This window comes from Herbaspirillum sp., assembly GCF_035644555.1.
GTDB lineage: Bacteria > Pseudomonadota > Gammaproteobacteria > Burkholderiales > Burkholderiaceae_D > Herbaspirillum.
In genome coordinates this window covers 109689-129245 of sequence record NZ_DASQOH010000005.1, presented here as the reverse complement: position 1 = coordinate 129245, position 19557 = coordinate 109689, and the positions used below count along the sequence as shown (strand labels likewise).

The following is a 19557-nucleotide window of genomic DNA, read 5'->3' as shown; positions in this document are numbered from 1 at the left end:
TGGTGCCGGGAGCCGGAATCGAACCGGCACGCCTTGCGGCGCGGGATTTTGAGTCCCGTGCGTCTACCTATTCCGCCATCCCGGCAACGCAAGCCCGAGATTATTGCCGATTTCGCTTCCTGGGGCAAGCCCCTGAAGCGGCCTCATCAAAGAACGATGAAAATTATTTTCCACACACCGCTTCGATGGCGCGCTCGCCGGTGGAGCCGGGGATGGGGTCCTGCAGCTTCACGTCCGAGTAGGCCAGTTGCGGCGCCAGCAGCATCTGCCCGCGGCCGTCAGCCTGCGCGTACATCTTGCGGCTGCCAAAGCCGAGCTGGCGGCTGGTGCAGTCGAAATAGGCGGTCGAGACCTCCGACAGGTAATAGGTCTTGCTGCCCTGGCCCATCAACAGTTGCGGACGGCTCCAGTTCAGCAGGATCTGCGCCTGGCGCACGCTGCGGGTGACGACGATGCTGCTCTTGTCGATGAAGAAGCTGCCGATGGTGTTTTCGCCCAGAGGCGACCATTCGGCGCGCGCGGGCAGGCAGGTCGCGGCCAGGAGCAAGGCCAGCGGTGCCGCCAGCAGCAGGGCGGGGCGGGGAGCGCGCAGGCGGTGAGGGGACGGTCTATCCATATCGCAGGGCTTCGCGTCAGGTCAGCATCATGGCCAGCATGGCGACATCGTCTTCCAGCAGCAGTATCAGCGGGATGCTCCAGAAGAGCAGTTCGGCCAGTACGCGGTGTCCCGTCATGCGCAGGCTTGCAGCCATGTCCAACTCATCGATCGCGGAAATTGAAAGTGCGGCAATCCTAACATGCCCTTTGCAAATCATCATGGGGCCGCCATAGGAAAATGGCCCGCACACGGCGAGCCATCTTCTCTTTCAGTGACGGGCAGTCAGGGGCGCTCAGATTGCCGCAGCCACCGCCTTGCCGACTTCGGTGGTGTTGCTCTTGCCGCCCAGGTCGGGGGTGGTCGGGCCGTTGACCAGCACTTCCTCGATGGCCGCCAGCATGGCGTCGTGGGCCTGGCGATACTTGCCTTCGCCGTTGCCCAGGAAGTCCAGCATCATGGCGCCGGACCAGATCATGGCGACCGGGTTGGCGATGTTCTTGCCGAAGATGTCCGGGGCCGAGCCGTGCACCGGTTCGAACAGCGAAGGCAGTTCACGGGTCGGGTTGATGTTGGCCGAGGGCGCGATGCCGATGGTGCCGGCGCAGGCCGGGCCAAGGTCGGAGAGGATGTCGCCGAACAGGTTGGAGGCCACTACCACGTCGAAGCGGTCCGGGTTCAGGACGAAGTGCGCGGTCAGGATGTCGATGTGGTACTTGTCGCGGCGCACGTCGGGGTACTTGGCGCCCATGGCTTCGACGCGCTCATCCCAGTAGGGCATGGTGATGGCGATGCCGTTGGACTTGGTGGCCGAGGTCAGGTGCTTCTTGGGACGGCTTTGCGCCAGGTCGAAGGCGAACTTGAGGATGCGGTCGGTACCCTTGCGGCTGAAGACTGATTCCTGGATCACGGTTTCGCGGTCGGTGCCTTCATACATGCGGCCGCCGATGGAGGAGTATTCGCCTTCGGTGTTTTCGCGGACCACGTAGAAATCGATGTCGCCGGGCTTGCGGTTGGCCAGGGGGCAGGGCACGCCGGGCATCAGGCGCACCGGGCGCAGGTTGACGTAGAGGTCGAAGTCGCGGCGGAACTTGAGCAGCGAACCCCACAGCGAGACGTGGTCCGGCACCGTGGCGGGCCAGCCGACGGCGCCGAAGAAGATGGCTTCGAAGCCCTTCAGTTGCTCGAACCAGTCGTCCGGCATCATCTGGCCGTGCTGGGCGTAGTAGTTGCAGTGCGCCCAGTCGAAATGGGTGAACTCGATGTCGATGCCGAATTTCTTGCTGGCAGCCTCGACGGCGCGCAGGCCTTCGGGCATCACTTCCTGGCCGATGCCGTCACCGGCGATGACGGCGATCCTGTGGGTCTTGCTCATCTGTTGTGCTCCTGTGGTCTGTTCTGGGCGGTGTAAACGGTGTCCATCATAGAACGCTTCGGGCGAGGGATCATCCACGATCTGGTGATTTTATAAAACACGATCCGTGAATGATGCGCTAAAACCCCGCCCATGAAAAAGGCACTGCCCGGACTGCGGCAGTGCCTTGGTGATGCCTTGGGAGCGATTCAGCCGCCCAGTGCTTCGCCCCACAGGCTCACGCCCATGCTGTGCTCGGCACCCGGTTCGAGTTCCACCAGGTCGTCCATCACATTGGCGGTCTCGATGCAGAGCATGCGCTGCCAGGCGTCGTCGGCGAACTGCGACAGGCGGCGCGCCTTGCTGACCCAGGGGTTCCACACCACGGCCGAGGTCGAGCCGCTGGCTTCGATGTGGATGCGGCGGTTCCAGCCTTCGTCGCGGATCGCCAGATGCGCCGGCAGGTCCAGGTAGATGCGGTCGGTTTCGCTGCTGACTACCAGCGGGCGCTTCTGTTCGCGCTCGGCCCAGCCCTCCAGGGTTTCGATGTAGCGCTGGCCTTCCAGGCCTTCCACGGTGACGTCGTGGATGCTGCTGACGGCGAAGTAGCTGTGCAGGGCCTGGGTGAGGGCGATGTGCTGCTCGCTGCCGTTACGGGTGGTGAGCTTGAGGTGCAGGCGGTCGTCGAGGAGGATTTCCAGGCGCAGTTCCAGGCCCGGTGGCAGGTGGCGCAGGGCCGGCGAATCGGTGGTGGGAGGGATGGCCAGCACCAGGCGCACGGTATCGCCTTCGATGGCGTTTTCCATCAGCAGCCAGGGGATGCCGCGTACCAGCCCGTGCGCCGGCAGGCGGCCACCGGCATGCAGGGACTGCACCTGCGGTGGATTGCGCATCAGGTCGCCGAACCAGGGCCAGCAGACGGGGATGCCGCCGCGTACCGAGTTGCCGGCTTCGAAGGCGGCTTCCTCGCTCATCCAGATGATCGGTTCCTGGCCGTGGACCTGGTAACGCAGGACCTGGGCGCCCTGTTCGGCGATCAGCACTTCGGCGCGCGCGGTCTGCACGCGCAGGCATTGCAGCTGGTTGACTTCGATACGCTGGATGTGGGGAAGGTCGGGCGGGACCTCCTGCTCCTCAATGATGCTCATGCCGGTAACTCCAAGAATTCGTTGCGATAGCGCAAGACTGCCACAATTCGGGCGCTTGCGGTGGTTTGGTGCACTGGGCGAGGCGCGTCGTATCGGCTGGGCCGCCCTGCCTGCTGTGCTTTTCCGGGAGGAGGGTGAGCGGACTATAATCCACGGATCGATGATTGCAATGGCTACAGATCGTGAACAATTCTCCCCTGTTGGAAGACCTGCGTCTGTTCTGTGTGGTGGCGCGCCACAGCAACTTCGCCGAATCGGCGCGCGAGGTCGGCGCTTCGCCGGCCTATATCAGCAAGCGCATTGCCCTGCTGGAGCAGGCGCTGGGCGTGCGGCTGTTCCATCGCACCACGCGCAGCGTGGTCATGACCGAGGATGGCGGCAATGTCCATGAGTGGGCGCGCAAGATTCTGGATGACGTCGAGCAGATGATGGAAACCGTCAGCAGCGCCAAGCGCGTGCCGCGCGGACTGCTCAAAATCAGTACCAGCTTCGGGCTGGGACGCAAGGTGGTTTCGCCTCTGCTGTCGCGCTTTGCCAGCGAGCATCCGGAACTGAAGATCCAGCTGGAGCTGGTGGACCGGCAGATCGACCTGGTCAACGAAGGCATCGATCTGGATATCCGCGTGGGAGCGGGGCATGAGCCGCATCTGTTTTCCAAGCGCATCCTGCCCAGCCAGCGGGTGCTGTGCGCCAGTCCGGCCTATCTGAAGAAGCATGGCGCGCCGGCCGATCTGGCGGCGCTGCGCCAGCACCAGTGCCTGGTGATCCGCGAGCGCAACCAGTCCTTCGGCATCTGGCGCATGATGGGGCCCAAGGGGCAGGAGACGGTCAAGGTCTCGGGGGGACTGGCATCCAACCATGGCGAGATCATCCACCAGTGGGCGGTGGACGGTCACGGCATCATCCTGCGGTCGATCTGGGACGTGGCCGATAGCCTCAAGCGCGGGCGGCTGGTGCGGGTGTTGCCGCAGTATTTCCAGGAGGCTGACCTGTGCGCGGTCTATCCCGTGCAGCTGAAGAATTCGGCCAAGGTGCGCGAGTGCGTGCGCTTCCTGCAAAAGCACCTGGATGTCACGGCGCCGCCGGCGACGGTGTGAGGCGGTGGCCGTGCCCTAGCGCAGGTCGAAGCGCTGGCGCACGATACGCTCCAGCGCCTGCGCCACCTGACCCACGGCCGCATCATCGGCGTGACGGCGGTGCCGCAGCAGGCGCAGCGGCGGGGCATCCAGCGGCAGTGGCGGGCGCAGGCAGGCCAGGGCTACCGGATGGGCGGCAGTGGCAGCCGGTACGCAATGCATGGGCATCACGGCGATCAGGTCGGAACCCTGCAGCAGCGCTGGTGCCATCAGAAAGTTGGGGACCACCATGCCGATGCGACGGCGCAGGCCCTGCATGGCCAGCTGCTGGTCGATCATGCGGTTGAGGGTGTCGTGACTGCCGACCTGCAGATGCGGATAGCCCAGCCAGCGTGCCATGGTCAACTGGTGGGCGGCCGGGTGGTCGCGCCGCATCACCGCCACGCAGCGTTCGCGTAGCACCTCCTGCCCGCGCAGGGTATTGGTGGGAGCGCTGGCGCCCAGCACCAGGTCGGTCTGCTCATGCTCCAGGCGCGCTGCGGCGTCGGCATCGCCTTGCCAGGTCTGGAATTCCAGGTCCAGTGCGGGGGCGGTGGTGCGCAATTCCGTGTACAGCGGCTGGGCGACCACCTGGGCCGGGTAGTCCGGCATCAGGATGCGGACCCGCCGCGCCGCTGGCGAGGGGATCGGCGCCACCGGTCCGTCCTGTACCGCGGCCGTGCCGTCCAATATCTGGCGCAACGGTTCGCGCAGGGCCTGGGCGGTGACCGTCAGGCGCATCTGCTGGCCGCCGTCTTCCAGTAGCGGATCACGCAGCAGCTGGCGACAGCGTTCCAGTGCACTGGCCGCCGCCGGCAGCGACCAGCCCACCCGCGCGGCGGCACGCGCCAGGTGCACTTCGTCGAGGATGGCATCGAGCAGGCGCAGCAGGCGCGGGTCCATGGCGGCCAGCGCGGGGAGGGCGGGCGAAGGGGAGGAAGCAGCGGAATTCATGACGCGATCGGGCCGAAAGGAAACGGCCCACAGCCAGGACGGTGGCGAGCCAGGGGCCGGAGTGTAGCCTGATCGCTGCGGGCCTACAAGCGCCGAAAGGGGAGGGTCAGCCGAAGGCTTCCTTGATGGTCTGGATCTTGCCCATGTCGGTGGCATCGTAGCCGGCCAGGTTGTTGACCACCTTGCGGAAGCTGTCGGACTGCAGGATGTCGATCACCGGGCGGATCAGCGGGTCCTGCAGCGAGGCCGCGGGCAGGGCGAAGAAGTAGCGCTCGCGCACCAGCGGGATGAAGCCCAGGCCGAAGCGGTGCGCCGCGGTCTGTACGCCGAAGCCGACATCGGCCATGCCGCTGGCGATGAAGGCGGCCACCGCCGAGTGGGTGAACTCGGTGTTCTCGAAACCGTTGATCTTCTTGTGGGCGATGCCGGCGCCGGCCAGCATCAGCTCCAGCAGCATGCGCGTGCCGGAGCCGGCTTCGCGGTTGACGAAGCGCAGGTCGCTGCGAATGAGGTCGGGCAGTCCGCGCAAGCCCTTGGGGTTGTCCGGTTCGACGAACAGGCCCTGGTTGCGAACGGCCAGGTGGATCAGGCAATCGCTGCGCTTGTTGAGCCATTTGGCATAGGTGGCGATGGCCGGTTTCTCGAATTCACCCAGCGGGACGTGGAAGCCCGCCAGGTCGCACTCCTGGCGCGACAGCGCGGCCACGGCATCGGTGCTGTGGCGGTAGCGCACCTCCACCGGCAGGCGTGCCTCGTTGATCTTGCCCAGCAGGGCGGCCACCGCAAAGCCGTGGCTGGCATTGAGCCGCACCTTCTCGGACTGGCCTTCGACCGTCTTGCCCAGTTCCACTTCCAGTTCCGAGGCCAGGCTGTCCAGGGTCGGCGACAGGCGCGCCGTTACCAGCCGGTCGGCCCATAACAGCTTGCTGGCGAAATCGGTGAGTGTGGTGCCACGGCCACGGCCGCTTTCTATCAGGGCGTTGCCAAACATCCTTTCCGCATCGCGCAACAGACCCCAGGCATGGCGATAGGAATATCGCGTCAACTGCGCGGCACGTGCAATGGAGCCGCTTTGCTGGATCGCCGTGAGCAGTTGCAGCAGGTTGGCCGTGTCCAGCGCTACTTCATTGTCGTAGGCGATTTCCCAGTGGGGCTTGATGTGGACTTTGAACATTTAGGCAAAATAAAGCATATTGAAACGGCAGTTTATCAGTGATAATTTCGCGTCACTCCGCATAAATGATAAAAAATATATGCGGCGTTGTACATATATAAATAAATTAAAAGAGAAGGATAGCGCCGCAAAGATGGGCCGGTTTCACGACCCGGCCCTACCGGCTTTGCGATGCAGTCCTTCCTTCGATTTACCCACCACACACACTCAAAAATATTCGGAGGAATAATGGCTTTCGATTTCCTGAACAAGGAACACACAGTCGCCAAGCCTGGCTTCAATCGCTGGCTGGTACCGCCAGCAGCACTCGCAATCCACCTTTGCATCGGCATGGCCTACGGTTTTTCCGTGTTCTGGCTGCCGCTGTCCAAGGCCCTGGGCGTGACCGCGCCCATCGCCTGCGGCGCCGATGTCGGTTTCTTCGCCCAGATCTTCTCGTCCTCCTGTGACTGGAAGATCTCCATGCTGGGCTGGATGTACACCATGTTCTTCGTCCTGCTGGGCATCTCCGCCGCGCTGTGGGGTGGCTGGCTGGAACACGCCGGTCCCCGCAAGGCCGGCGTGGTCGCTGCCATCTGCTGGTGCGGCGGCCTGCTGATCTCGGCCCTGGGCGTGAAGACGCACCAGATCTGGCTGATGTGGCTGGGTTCGGGCGTGATCGGCGGCGTCGGCCTGGGCCTGGGCTATATCTCGCCCGTGTCCACGCTGATCAAGTGGTTCCCTGACCGTCGCGGCATGGCCACCGGCATGGCCATCATGGGCTTCGGTGGTGGTGCGCTGGTCGGCACCCCGCTGGCTGATGCGCTGATGAAGAAATTCGCCAGCCCCACTTCCGTGGGCGTGTGGGAAACCTTCGTGGTCATGGCCGTGATCTACTTCGTCTTCATGATGGCCGGCGCCTTCGGCTACCGCGTGCCGCCTTCGGGCTGGAAGCCGGCCGGCTGGACCCCGCCGGTGGCCAAGTCCTCGGCCACGATGATCACCCAGAACCACGTGCACGTCTCCAAGGTCTGGGGCATTCCCCAGTTCTGGCTGGTGTGGCTGGTGCTCTGCCTGAACGTGTCGGCCGGTATCGGCGTCATCGGCATCGCCTCGCCGATGCTGCAGGAAGTGTTCGGCGGCAAGCTGCTGGGCGTGGACATCGGCTTCAATGACCTGTCGGTCGACCAGAAGACTGCCATCGCGGCGCTGGCCGCCGGCTTCACCGGTCTGATCTCGCTGTTCAACATCGGTGGTCGTTTCGCCTGGGCTTCGTGCTCGGACTTCTTCGGCCGCAAGATGACCTACGCCATCTTCTTCGTGCTGGGCTTCGTGCTGTACGTGAGCCTGCCGTGGTCGGCCAAGGCCGGCAACATCCCGCTGTTCGTGGGTGCGGTCTGCATCATCCTGTCGATGTACGGCGGCGGTTTCGCGACCGTGCCGGCTTACCTGGCCGACCTGTTCGGCACCCAGATGGTGGGCGCCATCCACGGTCGCCTGCTGACCGCGTGGGCGACCGCCGGCATCCTGGGCCCGGTGGTGGTGAACTACATGCGTGAATACCAGCTCTCCCTGGGCATGCCCAAGAGCCAGGTCTACAACACCACCATGTACATCCTGGCCGGCATGCTGGTGCTGGGCCTGATCTGCAACCTGCTGATCCGCCCGGTCGCTGCCAAGCACTTCATGACCCCGGAAGAACTGGCCCGCGAAAAGCAGCTGGCCCACGAAAAGTCGGCTGCCGATGCAGCTGCCACTGCTGGTTCCGGCGACATGTCGCAGATCGGTTCCGGCGGTAATCCGGTGGTGATCGGTCTGGCCTGGGCAGCAGTGGGCATTCCGCTGGTCTGGGGTATCACCCTGGTGTTGCAGAAGTCGGCCGTGCTGTTCCGCTGATCGCGCAGTCCCTGTTTCAAACTCGACTGCAGGCCGGCTCCACCCGGCCTGCACGAGAGACCCCAGCGGCGAAAGCCGCTGACACAAGCTGCCCTGCAACGTGAGCAGCGGCAGCTTGTGTCAGCGACTATCAAAAATCAGGAGCGCAGTCCGTCCACCCGGTAGAGGGCAGGCCCGCATCCTCAGTGTTCACACCAACCCCGAAGGCAGGGCGAACATGCAACAACGGAGACCAGCTGTTCCACCAAGCACGACCGTGCGCGCCCATCCCCGGGCCTGCGCTGTGCTGCTGCATGCCGCTTCCCTTCGCCTGATCTGTTTCCAGCAGGCCGCCCCTCCGTAGGCGCGGTCCCACCCCTTTCATTCGTCATTTGCGCGGTCCATAGAAGATCCTCCGGGAGAAGGACGAGGTCCGCATCAAGGCAACACAGGAGGCAACAATGAAGCGGCAACAAGTTTTCGACGTGGCGGCGGTGCGCAGCATCATCGCCGATCGCAAGGACATGGCCGGTGCCATGCTCCCCATCCTGCACGGCATCCAGGAAAAGGTGGGGTACATCCCTGCCGATGCGGTGCCCATGATCGCCGGCGAGCTCAATGTCTCGCGCGCCGAAGTACACGGGGTGATCTCGTTCTATCACTTCTTCCGCCAGGAGCCGGCCGGCCAGCACGTGGTGCAGGTCTGCCGTGCCGAGGCCTGCCAGGCGCGCGGCAGCGAAGCCCTGGCCGAACATGCGCAGAATGTGCTGGGCTGCGGCTTCCATGAGACCAGCGCCGACGGCAAGTTCACCCTGGAACCGGTGTATTGCCTGGGCCAGTGCGCCATCGGCCCCAACCTGACCATCAATGACGAGCTGCACGCCCGCGTCGATGCCGACAAGTTCAAGCGCCTGATCCAGGCCAAGCGGGAGGCATGATGAGCGCCAACGATATCGTCACCCTCTACGTCCCCCGCGACTCCACCGCACTGGCCCTGGGCGCCAATGAGGTGGCCGCTGCCATCGCCGCCGAGGCCGACAGGCGTGGCCAGTCCATCAGGCTGGTGCGCAATGGCTCGCGCGGCATGTTCTGGCTGGAGCCGCTGGTGGAGGTCGCCACCGCCGCCGGCCGCGTGGCCTATGGACCGGTCGCGCCGGAGGATGTGGCGGGCCTGTTCGATGCCGGGCTGCTGGCCGGCGGAAAGCATGCGCTGCATCTGGGCCTGACCGAGGACATCCCCTTCCTGAAGAACCAGGAACGCCTGACCTTCGCCCGCGTCGGCATCATCGATCCGCTCTCGCTGGACGACTACCTGGCCCATGAAGGTTATGTCGGCCTGAAGAATGCCCTGGCCAAGACCTCCGAGGCCATCGTCGAGGAAATGATCGCCTCCGGCCTGCGCGGCCGCGGTGGTGCGGCTTTCCCCACCGGCATCAAGTGGCAGACCGTGCTGCGCGCAGCTGCCGCGCAGAAGTACGTGGTCTGCAATGCCGACGAGGGCGATTCCGGCACCTTCTCGGATCGCATGATCATGGAGGACGACCCCTTCACCCTGATCGAGGGCATGACCATCGCCGCCCTGGCCGTGGGCGCGACCGAGGGCTATGTCTATGTGCGCTCCGAATATCCGCATTCGATTGCCACGCTGAACGAGGCCATTGCCATCGCCACGGCGCGTGGTTATCTGGGTGAGAACATCCTGGGCTCGGGCAAGTCCTTCCGTCTGGAAGTGCGCAAGGGGGCGGGTGCCTACATCTGCGGCGAAGAGACCGCCATGCTCGAAAGCCTGGAAGGCAAGCGTGGCGTGGTGCGCGCCAAGCCGCCGCTGCCGGCCATCGAAGGCCTGTTCGGCAAGCCGACGGTGATCAACAACCTGATTTCGCTGGCCTCGGTGCCGGTGATCCTGGCGCGTGGCGCGGACTTCTACAAGAACTTTGGCGTGGGCCGTTCGCATGGCACCTTGCCGTTCCAGCTGGCCGGCAACATCCGCCAGGGCGGGCTGGTGGAAAAGGCCTTCGGTCTCACGCTGCGCCAGTTGCTGGATGACTTCGGTGGCGGCAGCGCCAGCGGTCGCGCTATCCGCGCAGTGCAGATGGGCGGCCCGCTGGGCGCCTACCTGCCGCAGTCGCAATTCGATACCCCGCTCGACTACGAAGCCTTTGCCGCCATCGGTGCCATGATCGGCCACGGTGGTCTGGTGGCCTTCGACGATACGGTGGACATGGCCCGCCAGGCGCGCTACGCCATGCAATTCTGTGCCGTGGAGTCCTGCGGCAAGTGCACGCCTTGCCGCATCGGCTCGACCCGGGGCGTGGAGGTGATCGACAAGATCATCGCCAACGATGAGCGGCCACAACAGATCCATCTGTTGAAGAGCCTGTGCGACACCATGGTCAATGGCTCGCTGTGCGCCATGGGCGGCATGACGCCGTTCCCGGTGCTGTCGGCGCTGAACCATTTCCCGGAAGACTTCGGCGCGCCCAGCGAACAGGCAGCCTGATCCCATCACCGAATGCAGAGGAGTTGCAACATGAACCAGCTCAATGAAACGGATTACGGCACGCCGGCGCGTGTCTCGGAAAACATGGTCACGCTGGAGATCGACGGCGTGGCCGTGACGGTCCCGGCCGGCACCTCGGTGATGCGCGCTTCGGTGGAGGCCGGCATCAACGTACCCAAGCTGTGTGCCACCGACAGCCTGGAACCCTTCGGTTCCTGCCGCCTGTGCCTGGTGGAAATCGAAAAGGATGGCCGCAAGATGAAGGGCTATCCGGCCTCCTGCACCACGCCCTGCGAACCGGGCATGAAGGTGCAGACCCAGACCCCCAAGCTGGCCGAGATCCGCCGCGGCGTGATGGAGCTCTATATCTCCGACCACCCGCTGGATTGCCTGACCTGTCCCACCAACGGCAACTGCGAACTGCAGGACATGGCCGGCGTGGTTGGCCTGCGCGAAGTGCGCTACGGCTACGAGGGCGAGAACCACCTCAAGCTGAAGAAGGATGAATCCAATCCCTACTTCACCTATGACGCTTCCAAGTGCATCGTCTGCAACCGCTGCGTGCGGGCCTGCGAAGAAACCCAGGGTACCTTTGCCCTGACCATCAACGGTCGCGGCTTCGAATCGCGCGTCTCGGCCGGGCAGATGGAAAGCTTCATGGAATCAGAATGCGTCTCCTGCGGCGCCTGCGTGGAAGCCTGCCCGACCGCGACCCTGACCGAGAAGACCGTCATCATGCTGGGCCAGGCCGAGCACAGCGCCGTCACCACCTGCGCCTATTGCGGCGTGGGTTGCTCCTTCAAGGCCGAGATGAAGGGCAATGAAGTGGTACGCATGGTGCCGTACAAGGATGGCAAGGCCAACCAGGGTCACTCCTGCGTCAAGGGCCGCTTCGCCTGGGGCTATGCGACCCACAAGGACCGCATTCTCAACCCCATGATCCGCAAGAGCATCAACGATCCCTGGCGTGAAGTCTCGTGGGAAGAGGCGCTGTCCTATGCGGCCAGCGAATTCCGCCGCATCCAGGCCAAGCATGGCAAGGATTCCATCGGCGGCATCACTTCCTCACGCTGCACCAACGAAGAAACCTACCTGGTCCAGAAGCTGGTACGCGCCGCCTTCGGCAACAACAACGTCGACACTTGCGCCCGCGTGTGCCACTCGCCCACCGGCTATGGCTTGAAGCAGACCCTGGGCGAATCGGCCGGCACCCAGACCTTCGAATCGGTGATGAAGTCCGATGTCATCCTCATCATGGGCGCCAACCCGGCCTCCGGCCACCCGGTGTTTGCCTCGCAGATCAAGCGCCGCGTGCGCCAGGGCGCCAAGTTGATCGTGATCGACCCGCGTACCACCGAGATGGTCAAGTCGCCGCACGTGCAGGCCGACTATCACCTCAAACTGCGGCCCGGCACCAACACCGCCATCATCACCGCGCTGGCCCACGTGATCCTGTCCGAGGGCCTGCAGGACGAGAGCTACATCCAGGAACGCTGCGACCTGCAGTCGTACCAGGACTGGAAGGAATTCGTGCTGCGCGAAGACAATTCCCCGGAAGCCATGGCGGCCATCACCGGCGTACCGGCTGAGACCGTACGTGGTGCTGCGCGCCTGTATGCCACCGGTGGCAATGCCGCGATCTACTACGGCCTGGGCGTGACCGAGCATGCACAGGGGTCGACCACGGTCATGGGCATCGCCAACCTGGCAATGTGTACCGGCAACGTCGGCCGCGAAGGCGTGGGCGTGAACCCGCTGCGTGGCCAGAACAATGTCCAGGGCTCCTGCGACATGGGCTCCTTCCCGCATGAGCTGCCGGGCTATCGGCATATCTCGGACTCCACCGTGCGCAGCCAGTTCGAACAGGCCTGGGGCGTGACGCTGAACCCGGAACCGGGCCTGCGCATTCCCAACATGTTCGATGCGGCGCTGGATGGCAGCTTCAAGGGTCTGTACTGTGAGGGCGAGGACATCGTCCAGTCCGACCCCAACACCCAGCACGTGGCCGCCGCCCTGCAGGCGATGGAATGCATCGTGGTGCAAGACCTGTTCCTGAACGAAACGGCCAAGTACGCGCACGTGTTCCTGCCTGGTTCCTCCTTCCTGGAAAAGGATGGCACCTTCACCAATGCCGAGCGCCGCATCTCGCGCGTGCGCAAGGTGATGCCGGCCAAGGCCGGCAAGTCCGACTGGGAAGTCACGGTGGCCCTGGCCGAAGCGCTGGGTTACCCGATGCCGTACAATCACCCCTCTGAAATCATGGACGAGATCGCCGCCCTGACCCCCAGCTTCCATGGCGTGAGCTACGACAAGCTGGACAAGCTGGGCAGCATCCAGTGGCCCTGCAACGAAGCGGCACCGGAAGGCACGCCCATCATGCACGTCGGCAGCTTCATCCGTGGCAAGGGCAAGTTCATCAACACGCAATACTTCGCCACCGACGAGAAGGTGACCCAGCGCTATCCGCTGATCCTGACCACCGGCCGTATCCTGTCGCAGTACAACGTGGGCGCGCAGACGCGCCGCACCGAGAACTCGCAATGGCATAGCGAAGACCGGCTGGAAATCCACCCGCACGATGCCGAGGATCGCGGTATCCGCGAGGGCGACTGGGTCGGCGTGGAGTCGCGGGCCGGCCAGACGGTGTTGCGCGCCACGGTGACCGAGAACGTGCAGCCGGGTGTGGTCTACACCACCTTCCACTTCCCGGAGTCCGGTGCCAACGTGATCACCACCGACAACTCCGACTGGGCCACCAACTGCCCCGAGTACAAGGTGACGGCGGTGCAGGTCTTGCCAGTATCGCAGCCCTCGGAGTGGCAGCAGCACTACGAGCGCTTCAATCGCGAGCAGCTGGATTTGCTCAAGGGAGACAGGCGGGCTGCCCCGCAGGCCGAACCACTGGTGACCAAGTAAGCAGCGCAGCGATGGCGGGCTCGCGCTGCCATGATGGTTTCAGATGTGCAGACGAGCCCAACCCAACCCGCGCAGGACAGCATGAACACACGCAACAGCAGCAACCCCAGCAGCCCCATTATCGATGAAGCCACCGGCGAGTACGCCACCTTTGCCCGCGTCCAGGTGGATCGCTGGCGGGATGGACAGCGCGAGACGGTGGAGGACGTGGTGGCCGAAGAGGTCCCCATCGCGCTGGAGTACAACGGCATTTCGCACGCGGTGATGATGGCCACGCCCGCTGACCTGGAAGATTTCGCATTGGGCTTTTCGCTCACCGAAGGCATCCTTGCCAGCCCGGGCGAATTGTACGAATGCGACATCGTCCCCGGTTGTGAAGGCGTACAGGTACAGATGCGCATCGCCACGGAGCGCTTCGTGGCGTTGAAGGAAAAGCGTCGCAACCTGACCGGCCGTACCGGTTGCGGTCTGTGCGGTGCCGAGACGCTGGAACAGGCGGTACGCCATCCGCAGGCCGTCCAGGGTGGCGCCGGCTTTACGGTGGCGCAGGTGCATGCCGCCTTCGAGCAGATGCAGGCCGGCCAGCAACTGCAGCAAGCCACCGGTGCCACCCATGCGGCGGCGTGGATGGATGCAGCGGGTCGTATCGTGCTGGTGCGGGAGGATGTCGGTCGCCACAATGCGCTGGACAAGCTGATCGGCGCATTGGCCGAAGAGAAGACCGATTTCTCGCAAGGTGCGGCCATCATCACCAGCCGCGCCAGCTACGAGATGGTGCAGAAGGCGGCCACGGTCGGCATCGGCTTCATCGCCGCCGTCTCGGCCCCGACGGCACTGGCCATCCGCCTGGCCGAGGAAACCGATGTCACGCTGCTGGGCTTTGTGCGCAAGCAGGGCCATGTGGTGTATGCGCGCCCGCATCGTCTGCGTTGAACCGTCCGCGCCGGGCTGCATGCCCGCGTGAACCGATTGAACAAAATTGCAGGAGGAGACTCATGAATACCGAACACCTGGTCAAGATGGCCAACCAGATTGGCAGCTTCTTTTCCACCATGCCGGACCGCGACCAGGCCATGGCCGACCTCGCCAGCCATCTCAAGCGCTTCTGGGAACCGCGCATGCGCAAGGCTTTCCTGGAACATATCGACAAGACCCAGGGGGAGGGCGTGGATGCCATCGTGCTGGAGGCGGTGAATCGGCATCTGCAGCAGTTGGCTGCCTGATTCCCGTTGTCGCCATGGTGCCGATGTCTGCATGGCATCGGTGCCAGCGCTCCGATAAGCGCCGTCCGCCCCTGTGTCGGACGGCGTTTTCATTTCCCGTTCACGCCGCCAGCGCTGCCTCCGCCACCTCCGCTGCAATCCGGTGGAACCTGCGCCCGAAATAGGCCAGGCCATCTTCTGCGGTCGAGGCCAGGCGGATGTGTCGCACTTCCACGAACAGCACGCTGTGGGTACCGGCCTGCTGCTGAAGCACGATATCCCCCTCCAGCACCGCCAGGGCATCGGGCAGGACCGGCTGGCCGTGGTCGCCGGTGATCCACTGCACCTGGCTCATCCGTTCTTCGGGCGCCACGCCGGTCATGCCGGCGATCATGCGCGCCAGTTCTTCCTGGTGCGCGGCCAGGATGTTGATACACAGGCGACCGTTGCCCACCAGGGTCGCGTGCGCGGCACTCTTGACGTTGATGCACACCAGCACGGTCGCCGGATCGTCCGAGACCGAGCTGACCGCGCTCACGGTCATCGCCGCGCGTCCGGCGGGGCCGTCGGTGGTGATGATGTTGACGGCCGCCGACAGGCGCGCCATGGCATCGCGAAAGTCTTTCTTCATGGTATCCATCCAAAAAAGAGATGACATCCGGCACAAGGCTTCGTTATCCTTTGCGCAAACTGCGGCAAGGGTCGGGCGGATGTCGATCAGCAGGTGAGAGGGAGAACGCATCGCCTGGCAAGGCCTGCGTCCTGGGATGAACAATAGACCCTGAGCAAATCAAGGGTCAAATGATTGTCTGGAATGTCGCGCATGAAGCAAATGAATATCGGGGCGGTGGACCTGAACCTGCTCAAGACCTTCATCGTCATCTGGGAGTTGCGCAGCCTCACCGCCGCCGCCGAGCGCCTGCACCTGACGCAACCGGCAGTGAGCCATGCGCTGCGCCGCCTGCGCGAGATGTTCGACGATCCCTTGTTCGTGCGCAGCACCACTTCCATGGTGCCCACCGAGACGGCCATCCGCCTGCACGAGCCGATTGCCCGCGCCCTGGGCATCATCCACGAAGCCCTGCACACCCATTCCAGTTTTGATCCGGCCACGGCCACGCGCAGCTTCCATCTGGTGATGTCGGACATGTCCTGTAGCCACGTGCTGCCGCTGCTGATGGAAGAGCTGGCCCATGCGGCGCCGCATGTCTCCATCGAGGTGCAGCAGATGGCCATGGAAAACCTGGGCGCGGCCATGCGCAATGGCGACATCGACCTGGCCTTCGGCTACCTGCCGGGCTTGCCGGAGGATTGCCAGAGCCAGCTGGTGCTCAATGACGACTACATCTGCATGCTGCGCAAGGAGCATCCGATGGTGGGGCAGGCCCTGACCATGGAAAACCTGCTGCAGCTGCGCTACGTCTATACCAACACCAATACCACCGGCCACCAGCTGGCCGAGGATGTGTTGCGCAATGCCGGTGTGAAGCGCGACTTCGCGCTGCGCATGCCGCATTTCACGGTGGCACCGGAAATCGTGCGCCATACCGACCTGGCGCTGTTCCTGCCGCGCAGCATCGCCGAGCGCCACAATCTGGACGGCGCCTTCGTGCTGCTGGACCTGCCGCTGGAGATGCCGCGCATTCCGGTGAGTCTCTATACCCACACCCGTTTCTCGGCCGACTCCGGTATCCAGTGGCTGCGCGGCCTGTTGATCGAAATGTTCGGACGCGAAGAAATCGCGCCGTGATGCTTCGCTGAGCCCTGCCCATGGCTGCGGATGACTGCCGCAAATACATGCTATCAGCGGCGCGGATTTGACCATGCAGCCTGCCTGCAACGACACTGCAGGCTGTTCATTTTTCTGCCCCTGCCAGCCCGTGCGCGCCATTGCCTATCACCGTTACGGACCGCCGTCCGTGCTCGAAGCGATTGATCTCGATGAACTTCCCCTGGCGCCTGACCAGGTGCAGGTGGCCATGCATGCGGCCGGCGTGGCACCGGTCGATACCAAGCTGCGTGCCGGCCTGCTGCAGCATCTGCTGCCGCTGAACCTGCCCAAGGTTCCCGGTCGGGACGGGGCCGGGGTGATCACGGCCATCGGTGCCGATGTGCAGGGCTTGCAGGTGGGTGACGAGGTCTGCGTCATGCCCGGCATGCTGGGGCGTGGCACCACCCTGGAGTGCGCCGTGCTGCCGCAGCAGCAGGTGGTGCGCAAGCCGGCCAGCCTGTCGATGCAGGAAGGCGCGGCCTTGCTGCAGCCGGGGGCGAGTGCCTGGATTCCGCTGCTGCGCACCGCACGCATCCAGCCCGGCATGCGGGTGCTGATCCACGCCGGCTCCGGTGCGGTGGGTAGCTTGATGGTGCAGTTGGCGGCGTATCTGGGCGCCGATGTGACGGCCACCTGTCGCAGCAGCAACGTCGATTACGTGGCGGGCCTGGGTGCAAGGCAGGTGATCGCCTATGACCGTGACGACTTTTCTGCCGTGCGTGAACAGGATGTGGTGATCGACCTGGTCGGCGGCGCCACCCATGATCGGTCCTACCCGCTGCTGCGGCGTGGCGGCCATCTGGTGTGGCTGGTGGCGGCACCCATCCGCGACAGGGGCAGCGAGTTCGGCGTGACGGTTACCCGCTCCCTGATCGAGGAAGACCAGCAGGTCCTGCAGCAGGTGGTGGACCTGGCGGCGCAAGGCGTGTGGCGTCCGGCCATCAGTGCGGTGCTGCCCATGGCGGAGATCGCCCGGGCGCACCAGATGCTGGAAGAGGGCGCGGTGACGCGCGGGCGGCTGGTGCTGGAGATCAACTGACCCTGCGCGGGCTTCTCCTCGGGCCGGTCGGCAGCATCGCCGCAATGCAGGCACAATGGCGCGGTCCGGCGGTTGACGTTCCCGTTCCCCGCCGCTGATCCATTCCCCCTTCAGGAGAGACTCATGTCGATCGCAGTCACCGGCGATGTTCCCTATTACGCCGTCATCTTCACTTCCTTGCGTACACCGGGCGACCATGGCTATGGCCGCATGGCCGAGACCATGGTCGAGGCGGCATCGCGCCAGCCGGGCTTCCTGGGCGTGGAGTCGGCGCGGGAAGAGGTCGGCATCACGGTCTCCTACTGGCAGAGCCTGGAGGCCATCGCCGCCTGGAAACGCGATCTCGATCACCTGATGGCCCAGCGCCTGGGACGGGAGCAGTGGTACCAGGCCTATCGCACGCGCATCTGCAAGGTCGAGCGCGACTACGGGTTTGTGCGGGATTAAGCTGATCAGCAATGCTGCTGCAGGAATTCCATCACCGCCTGCGCAAAGCGGGCGGGAATCTGGTCCGGCATGGGGACCATGCCTTCTTCCAGCGTCTGCAGGCGGCTGCCATGGATGGCAGCGGCGATGTGGTCGGCATAGGGCGAGGCATGCGGATCGCGACCGGCGCGCAGCACCAGCGTGGGGGCGCGTACCTGGCCGATGCGTTCTTCCATATGGTAGTTGCGTACCACGATGTGGCCGTGCGAGGCCATGGCACCAGCCTTGATGGCGTCGCCGATGAAACGCGTGAGCAGCTCGGTATCGCCCTCGGGATAGAAGGGCTGCCGGCGCTGCCACAGTTCTTGCAGATGACTGCCGTCGGCGCGGACTTCCACGTCGTCGATAGTGCGCTTGCCAGCATGTGCGGTGCGGCGCGCTGCATCGTTGAAAGGGCAGGAGGACAGCACCAGCGCCGCCACCCGCTGCGGCGTCGCGACCGCCATTTCCATGGCGGTGACGGCGCCGGTGTGGTGGCCCACGACGGCGGCCTTCTGCAATCCCATTCCATCCATCACTTCCAGCGCCAGTTGCGCCCAGCGTTCAATGCTGTGCTGTTCCAGCGGCAGCTTGCATGAATCGCCGAAGCCGATGGTATCGATGGCGATGGCATGAAAGCCCTGCCCCAGCAGCGGCAGCACCTCCCTGAATTCATCCCAGGAACGCGGAGTCTGGTGCAGCAACAGCACCGGAAAACCGGCCCCCGCGCTGGCAACGTGAAGCGGGCCGGCGCTGGTGTCGATGAACTGGCGGCGAATGGGAGAGGTGGTGGACTGCATCAGGCGCGTCTTTCAGGAAATAAGATAAACGATATAAAAGATTATTCCTTCATCAGCACCGAATAGCTTGGCACGTTGTTGGCCCAGCCGCTGGTCAGCGGCGCCACGAACACATTCTCGGTACGCGTGCGGGCGATCTTCCAGACGCCATCGACCTTCTTGAACAGGTTGTTGAGCCGGCTGGAGCGCAGCAGCGAGGAACCGTCGCCGAAAATCCACGGCTGGCAATGAACCCACTGGCCATCGGCATGGGTGCATTCGGCGTTGACGTGGATCTGCTCCGAGGTGAGGTAGTGCACGTTCAAGAGCAGTTCAGGGTCTTTCTTCTGGCCCCAGAAGGCCTGGAAGTGCTTGCGGATGCCGTCCTTGCCGACGGCCTGGCCGAACTGGCCTTCGTAGTAGGCGCCCACGCCTTCCCAGATGGCATCCTCGGCGTAGAGTTCGAGGATCTTCTCGATGCGCTCGGCGTCGTCGGCCACCGGTTCGGGGCAGGGGGTGTCGCACAGGAACATGTAGCGTGCCTGGATGCGACGGATGTCGGCTTCGGCTTCGAGCACGTCGAGACGGCGTTTGAGTTGCAGGATTTCCTGGGTGATGTCGGTCATGGTGGGAGGTCTCTGGTTGTTATGGAAAAGCCACCGTACACGCATGCGCGCACGGTAGACGCCGA

18 protein-coding genes and 1 tRNA gene are annotated in these 19557 nt (G+C 64.3%); 10 read left to right on the top strand and 9 right to left on the bottom strand.

What is annotated here, in order from left to right:
* The 4 genes from VE092_RS01710 to VE092_RS01695 form a co-directional block, all read right to left on the bottom strand.
* Nucleotides 1–85, bottom strand: a tRNA-Leu gene (locus VE092_RS01710).
* A gap of 78 nt (nt 86–163) precedes the next feature.
* Nucleotides 164–616 carry a surface-adhesin E family protein gene (locus tag VE092_RS01705; RefSeq protein WP_102661369.1) on the bottom strand — a complete coding sequence of 151 codons (453 nt, stop codon included), beginning with the start codon at nt 614–616 and terminating at the stop codon, nt 164–166.
* A gap of 274 nt (nt 617–890) precedes the next feature.
* On the bottom strand, nt 891–1970 hold the full coding sequence (locus VE092_RS01700) for a tartrate dehydrogenase (RefSeq protein WP_077237875.1): 1080 nt from the start codon (nt 1968–1970) through the stop codon (nt 891–893).
* A gap of 188 nt (nt 1971–2158) precedes the next feature.
* Entirely contained in the window at nt 2159–3097 is a 939-nt protein-coding gene (locus tag VE092_RS01695; RefSeq protein ID WP_102661371.1) for a D-hexose-6-phosphate mutarotase, read from the bottom strand.
* Between the two features lie 182 nt (nt 3098–3279).
* Between VE092_RS01695 and VE092_RS01690 the strand changes: the two genes are divergently transcribed.
* On the top strand, nt 3280–4194 hold the full coding sequence (locus VE092_RS01690) for a LysR family transcriptional regulator (RefSeq protein WP_324873181.1): 915 nt from the start codon (nt 3280–3282) through the stop codon (nt 4192–4194).
* Nucleotides 4195–4209: 15 nt separating this feature from the next.
* Here VE092_RS01690 and VE092_RS01685 read toward each other — a convergent pair whose 3' ends face one another.
* Both VE092_RS01685 and VE092_RS01680 read right to left on the bottom strand, forming a co-directional pair.
* Nucleotides 4210–5166: a LysR family transcriptional regulator gene (locus tag VE092_RS01685; protein WP_324873178.1), complete on the bottom strand. Its 957-nt coding sequence runs from the start codon at nt 5164–5166 to the stop codon at nt 4210–4212.
* A gap of 106 nt (nt 5167–5272) precedes the next feature.
* Nucleotides 5273–6340: a substrate-binding domain-containing protein gene (locus tag VE092_RS01680; RefSeq protein WP_324873176.1), complete on the bottom strand. Its 1068-nt coding sequence runs from the start codon at nt 6338–6340 to the stop codon at nt 5273–5275.
* A 228-nt stretch (nt 6341–6568) separates the two neighbouring features.
* Here VE092_RS01680 and VE092_RS01675 point away from each other — a divergent pair, with 228 nt between their 5' ends.
* The 6 genes from VE092_RS01675 (at nt 6569) to VE092_RS01650 (ending at nt 14833) form a co-directional block, all read left to right on the top strand.
* Complete coding sequence (locus VE092_RS01675; RefSeq protein WP_324873174.1) at nt 6569–8215, top strand: OFA family MFS transporter; 1647 nt, start codon at nt 6569–6571, stop codon at nt 8213–8215.
* Between the two features lie 440 nt (nt 8216–8655).
* The gene (locus VE092_RS01670; protein ID WP_077237880.1) at nt 8656–9132 is read left to right on the top strand and encodes a formate dehydrogenase subunit gamma; all 477 of its coding nucleotides are present in this window, start codon (nt 8656–8658) and stop codon (nt 9130–9132) included.
* Complete coding sequence (locus VE092_RS01665; protein WP_324873170.1) at nt 9132–10694, top strand: NADH-quinone oxidoreductase subunit NuoF; 1563 nt, start codon at nt 9132–9134, stop codon at nt 10692–10694. Before VE092_RS01670 ends, VE092_RS01665 begins: the two co-directional genes overlap by 1 nt.
* Before the next feature lie 30 nt (nt 10695–10724).
* A complete protein-coding gene (gene fdhF / locus VE092_RS01660; RefSeq protein WP_324873168.1) occupies nt 10725–13610 on the top strand; it encodes a formate dehydrogenase subunit alpha in 2886 nt (961 codons plus the stop codon).
* A gap of 81 nt (nt 13611–13691) precedes the next feature.
* Complete coding sequence (gene fdhD, locus VE092_RS01655; RefSeq protein ID WP_324873166.1) at nt 13692–14543, top strand: formate dehydrogenase accessory sulfurtransferase FdhD; 852 nt, start codon at nt 13692–13694, stop codon at nt 14541–14543.
* Nucleotides 14544–14605: 62 nt separating this feature from the next.
* Nucleotides 14606–14833, top strand: a complete 228-nt coding sequence (locus VE092_RS01650; protein ID WP_180667105.1) for a formate dehydrogenase subunit delta — start codon at nt 14606–14608, stop codon at nt 14831–14833.
* 100 nt (nt 14834–14933) lie between these two features.
* Here VE092_RS01650 and VE092_RS01645 read toward each other — a convergent pair whose 3' ends face one another.
* On the bottom strand, nt 14934–15443 hold the full coding sequence (locus tag VE092_RS01645; RefSeq protein ID WP_077237886.1) for a flavin reductase: 510 nt from the start codon (nt 15441–15443) through the stop codon (nt 14934–14936).
* A 192-nt stretch (nt 15444–15635) separates the two neighbouring features.
* Between VE092_RS01645 and VE092_RS01640 the strand changes: the two genes are divergently transcribed.
* The 3 genes from VE092_RS01640 (at nt 15636) to VE092_RS01630 (ending at nt 18069) form a co-directional block, all read left to right on the top strand.
* Nucleotides 15636–16562, top strand: coding sequence for a LysR family transcriptional regulator (locus VE092_RS01640; protein ID WP_324873161.1), 927 nt, complete (start codon nt 15636–15638; stop codon nt 16560–16562).
* 130 nt (nt 16563–16692) lie between these two features.
* Nucleotides 16693–17622: an NADP-dependent oxidoreductase gene (locus VE092_RS01635; protein ID WP_324873191.1), complete on the top strand. Its 930-nt coding sequence runs from the start codon at nt 16693–16695 to the stop codon at nt 17620–17622.
* 123 nt (nt 17623–17745) lie between these two features.
* Nucleotides 17746–18069, top strand: a complete 324-nt coding sequence (locus tag VE092_RS01630) for an antibiotic biosynthesis monooxygenase family protein (protein WP_102661382.1) — start codon at nt 17746–17748, stop codon at nt 18067–18069.
* A 5-nt stretch (nt 18070–18074) separates the two neighbouring features.
* On the opposite strand, the gene VE092_RS01625 is transcribed toward VE092_RS01630, so the two are convergent.
* Both VE092_RS01625 and VE092_RS01620 read right to left on the bottom strand, forming a co-directional pair.
* Nucleotides 18075–18887, bottom strand: coding sequence for an alpha/beta hydrolase (locus VE092_RS01625; protein ID WP_324873158.1), 813 nt, complete (start codon nt 18885–18887; stop codon nt 18075–18077).
* Nucleotides 18888–18928: 41 nt separating this feature from the next.
* Nucleotides 18929–19492 (bottom strand): nuclear transport factor 2 family protein, encoded by a 564-nt coding sequence (locus tag VE092_RS01620; RefSeq protein ID WP_324873156.1) that lies wholly within the window; start codon nt 19490–19492, stop codon nt 18929–18931.
* Nucleotides 19493–19557 lie beyond the last annotated feature (65 nt).

Excerpts from the sequence above, each read along its gene's own strand:
- VE092_RS01705 (WP_102661369.1), bottom strand. The coding sequence starts at position 616 with ATGGATAGACCGTCCCCTCACCGCCTGCGCGCTCCCCGCCCCGCCCTG.
- VE092_RS01700 (WP_077237875.1), bottom strand. The coding sequence starts at position 1,970 with ATGAGCAAGACCCACAGGATCGCCGTCATCGCCGGTGACGGCATCGGC.
- VE092_RS01695 (WP_102661371.1), bottom strand. The coding sequence starts at position 3,097 with ATGAGCATCATTGAGGAGCAGGAGGTCCCGCCCGACCTTCCCCACATC.
- VE092_RS01685 (WP_324873178.1), bottom strand. The coding sequence starts at position 5,166 with ATGAATTCCGCTGCTTCCTCCCCTTCGCCCGCCCTCCCCGCGCTGGCC.
- VE092_RS01680 (WP_324873176.1), bottom strand. The coding sequence starts at position 6,340 with ATGTTCAAAGTCCACATCAAGCCCCACTGGGAAATCGCCTACGACAAT.
- VE092_RS01675 (WP_324873174.1), top strand. The coding sequence starts at position 6,569 with ATGGCTTTCGATTTCCTGAACAAGGAACACACAGTCGCCAAGCCTGGC.
- VE092_RS01670 (WP_077237880.1), top strand. The coding sequence starts at position 8,656 with ATGAAGCGGCAACAAGTTTTCGACGTGGCGGCGGTGCGCAGCATCATC.
- VE092_RS01665 (WP_324873170.1), top strand. The coding sequence starts at position 9,132 with ATGAGCGCCAACGATATCGTCACCCTCTACGTCCCCCGCGACTCCACC.
- fdhF (WP_324873168.1), top strand. The coding sequence starts at position 10,725 with ATGAACCAGCTCAATGAAACGGATTACGGCACGCCGGCGCGTGTCTCG.
- fdhD (WP_324873166.1), top strand. The coding sequence starts at position 13,692 with ATGAACACACGCAACAGCAGCAACCCCAGCAGCCCCATTATCGATGAA.
- VE092_RS01650 (WP_180667105.1), top strand. The coding sequence starts at position 14,606 with ATGAATACCGAACACCTGGTCAAGATGGCCAACCAGATTGGCAGCTTC.
- VE092_RS01645 (WP_077237886.1), bottom strand. The coding sequence starts at position 15,443 with ATGAAGAAAGACTTTCGCGATGCCATGGCGCGCCTGTCGGCGGCCGTC.
- VE092_RS01640 (WP_324873161.1), top strand. The coding sequence starts at position 15,636 with ATGAAGCAAATGAATATCGGGGCGGTGGACCTGAACCTGCTCAAGACC.
- VE092_RS01630 (WP_102661382.1), top strand. The coding sequence starts at position 17,746 with ATGTCGATCGCAGTCACCGGCGATGTTCCCTATTACGCCGTCATCTTC.
- VE092_RS01625 (WP_324873158.1), bottom strand. The coding sequence starts at position 18,887 with ATGCAGTCCACCACCTCTCCCATTCGCCGCCAGTTCATCGACACCAGC.
- VE092_RS01620 (WP_324873156.1), bottom strand. The coding sequence starts at position 19,492 with ATGACCGACATCACCCAGGAAATCCTGCAACTCAAACGCCGTCTCGAC.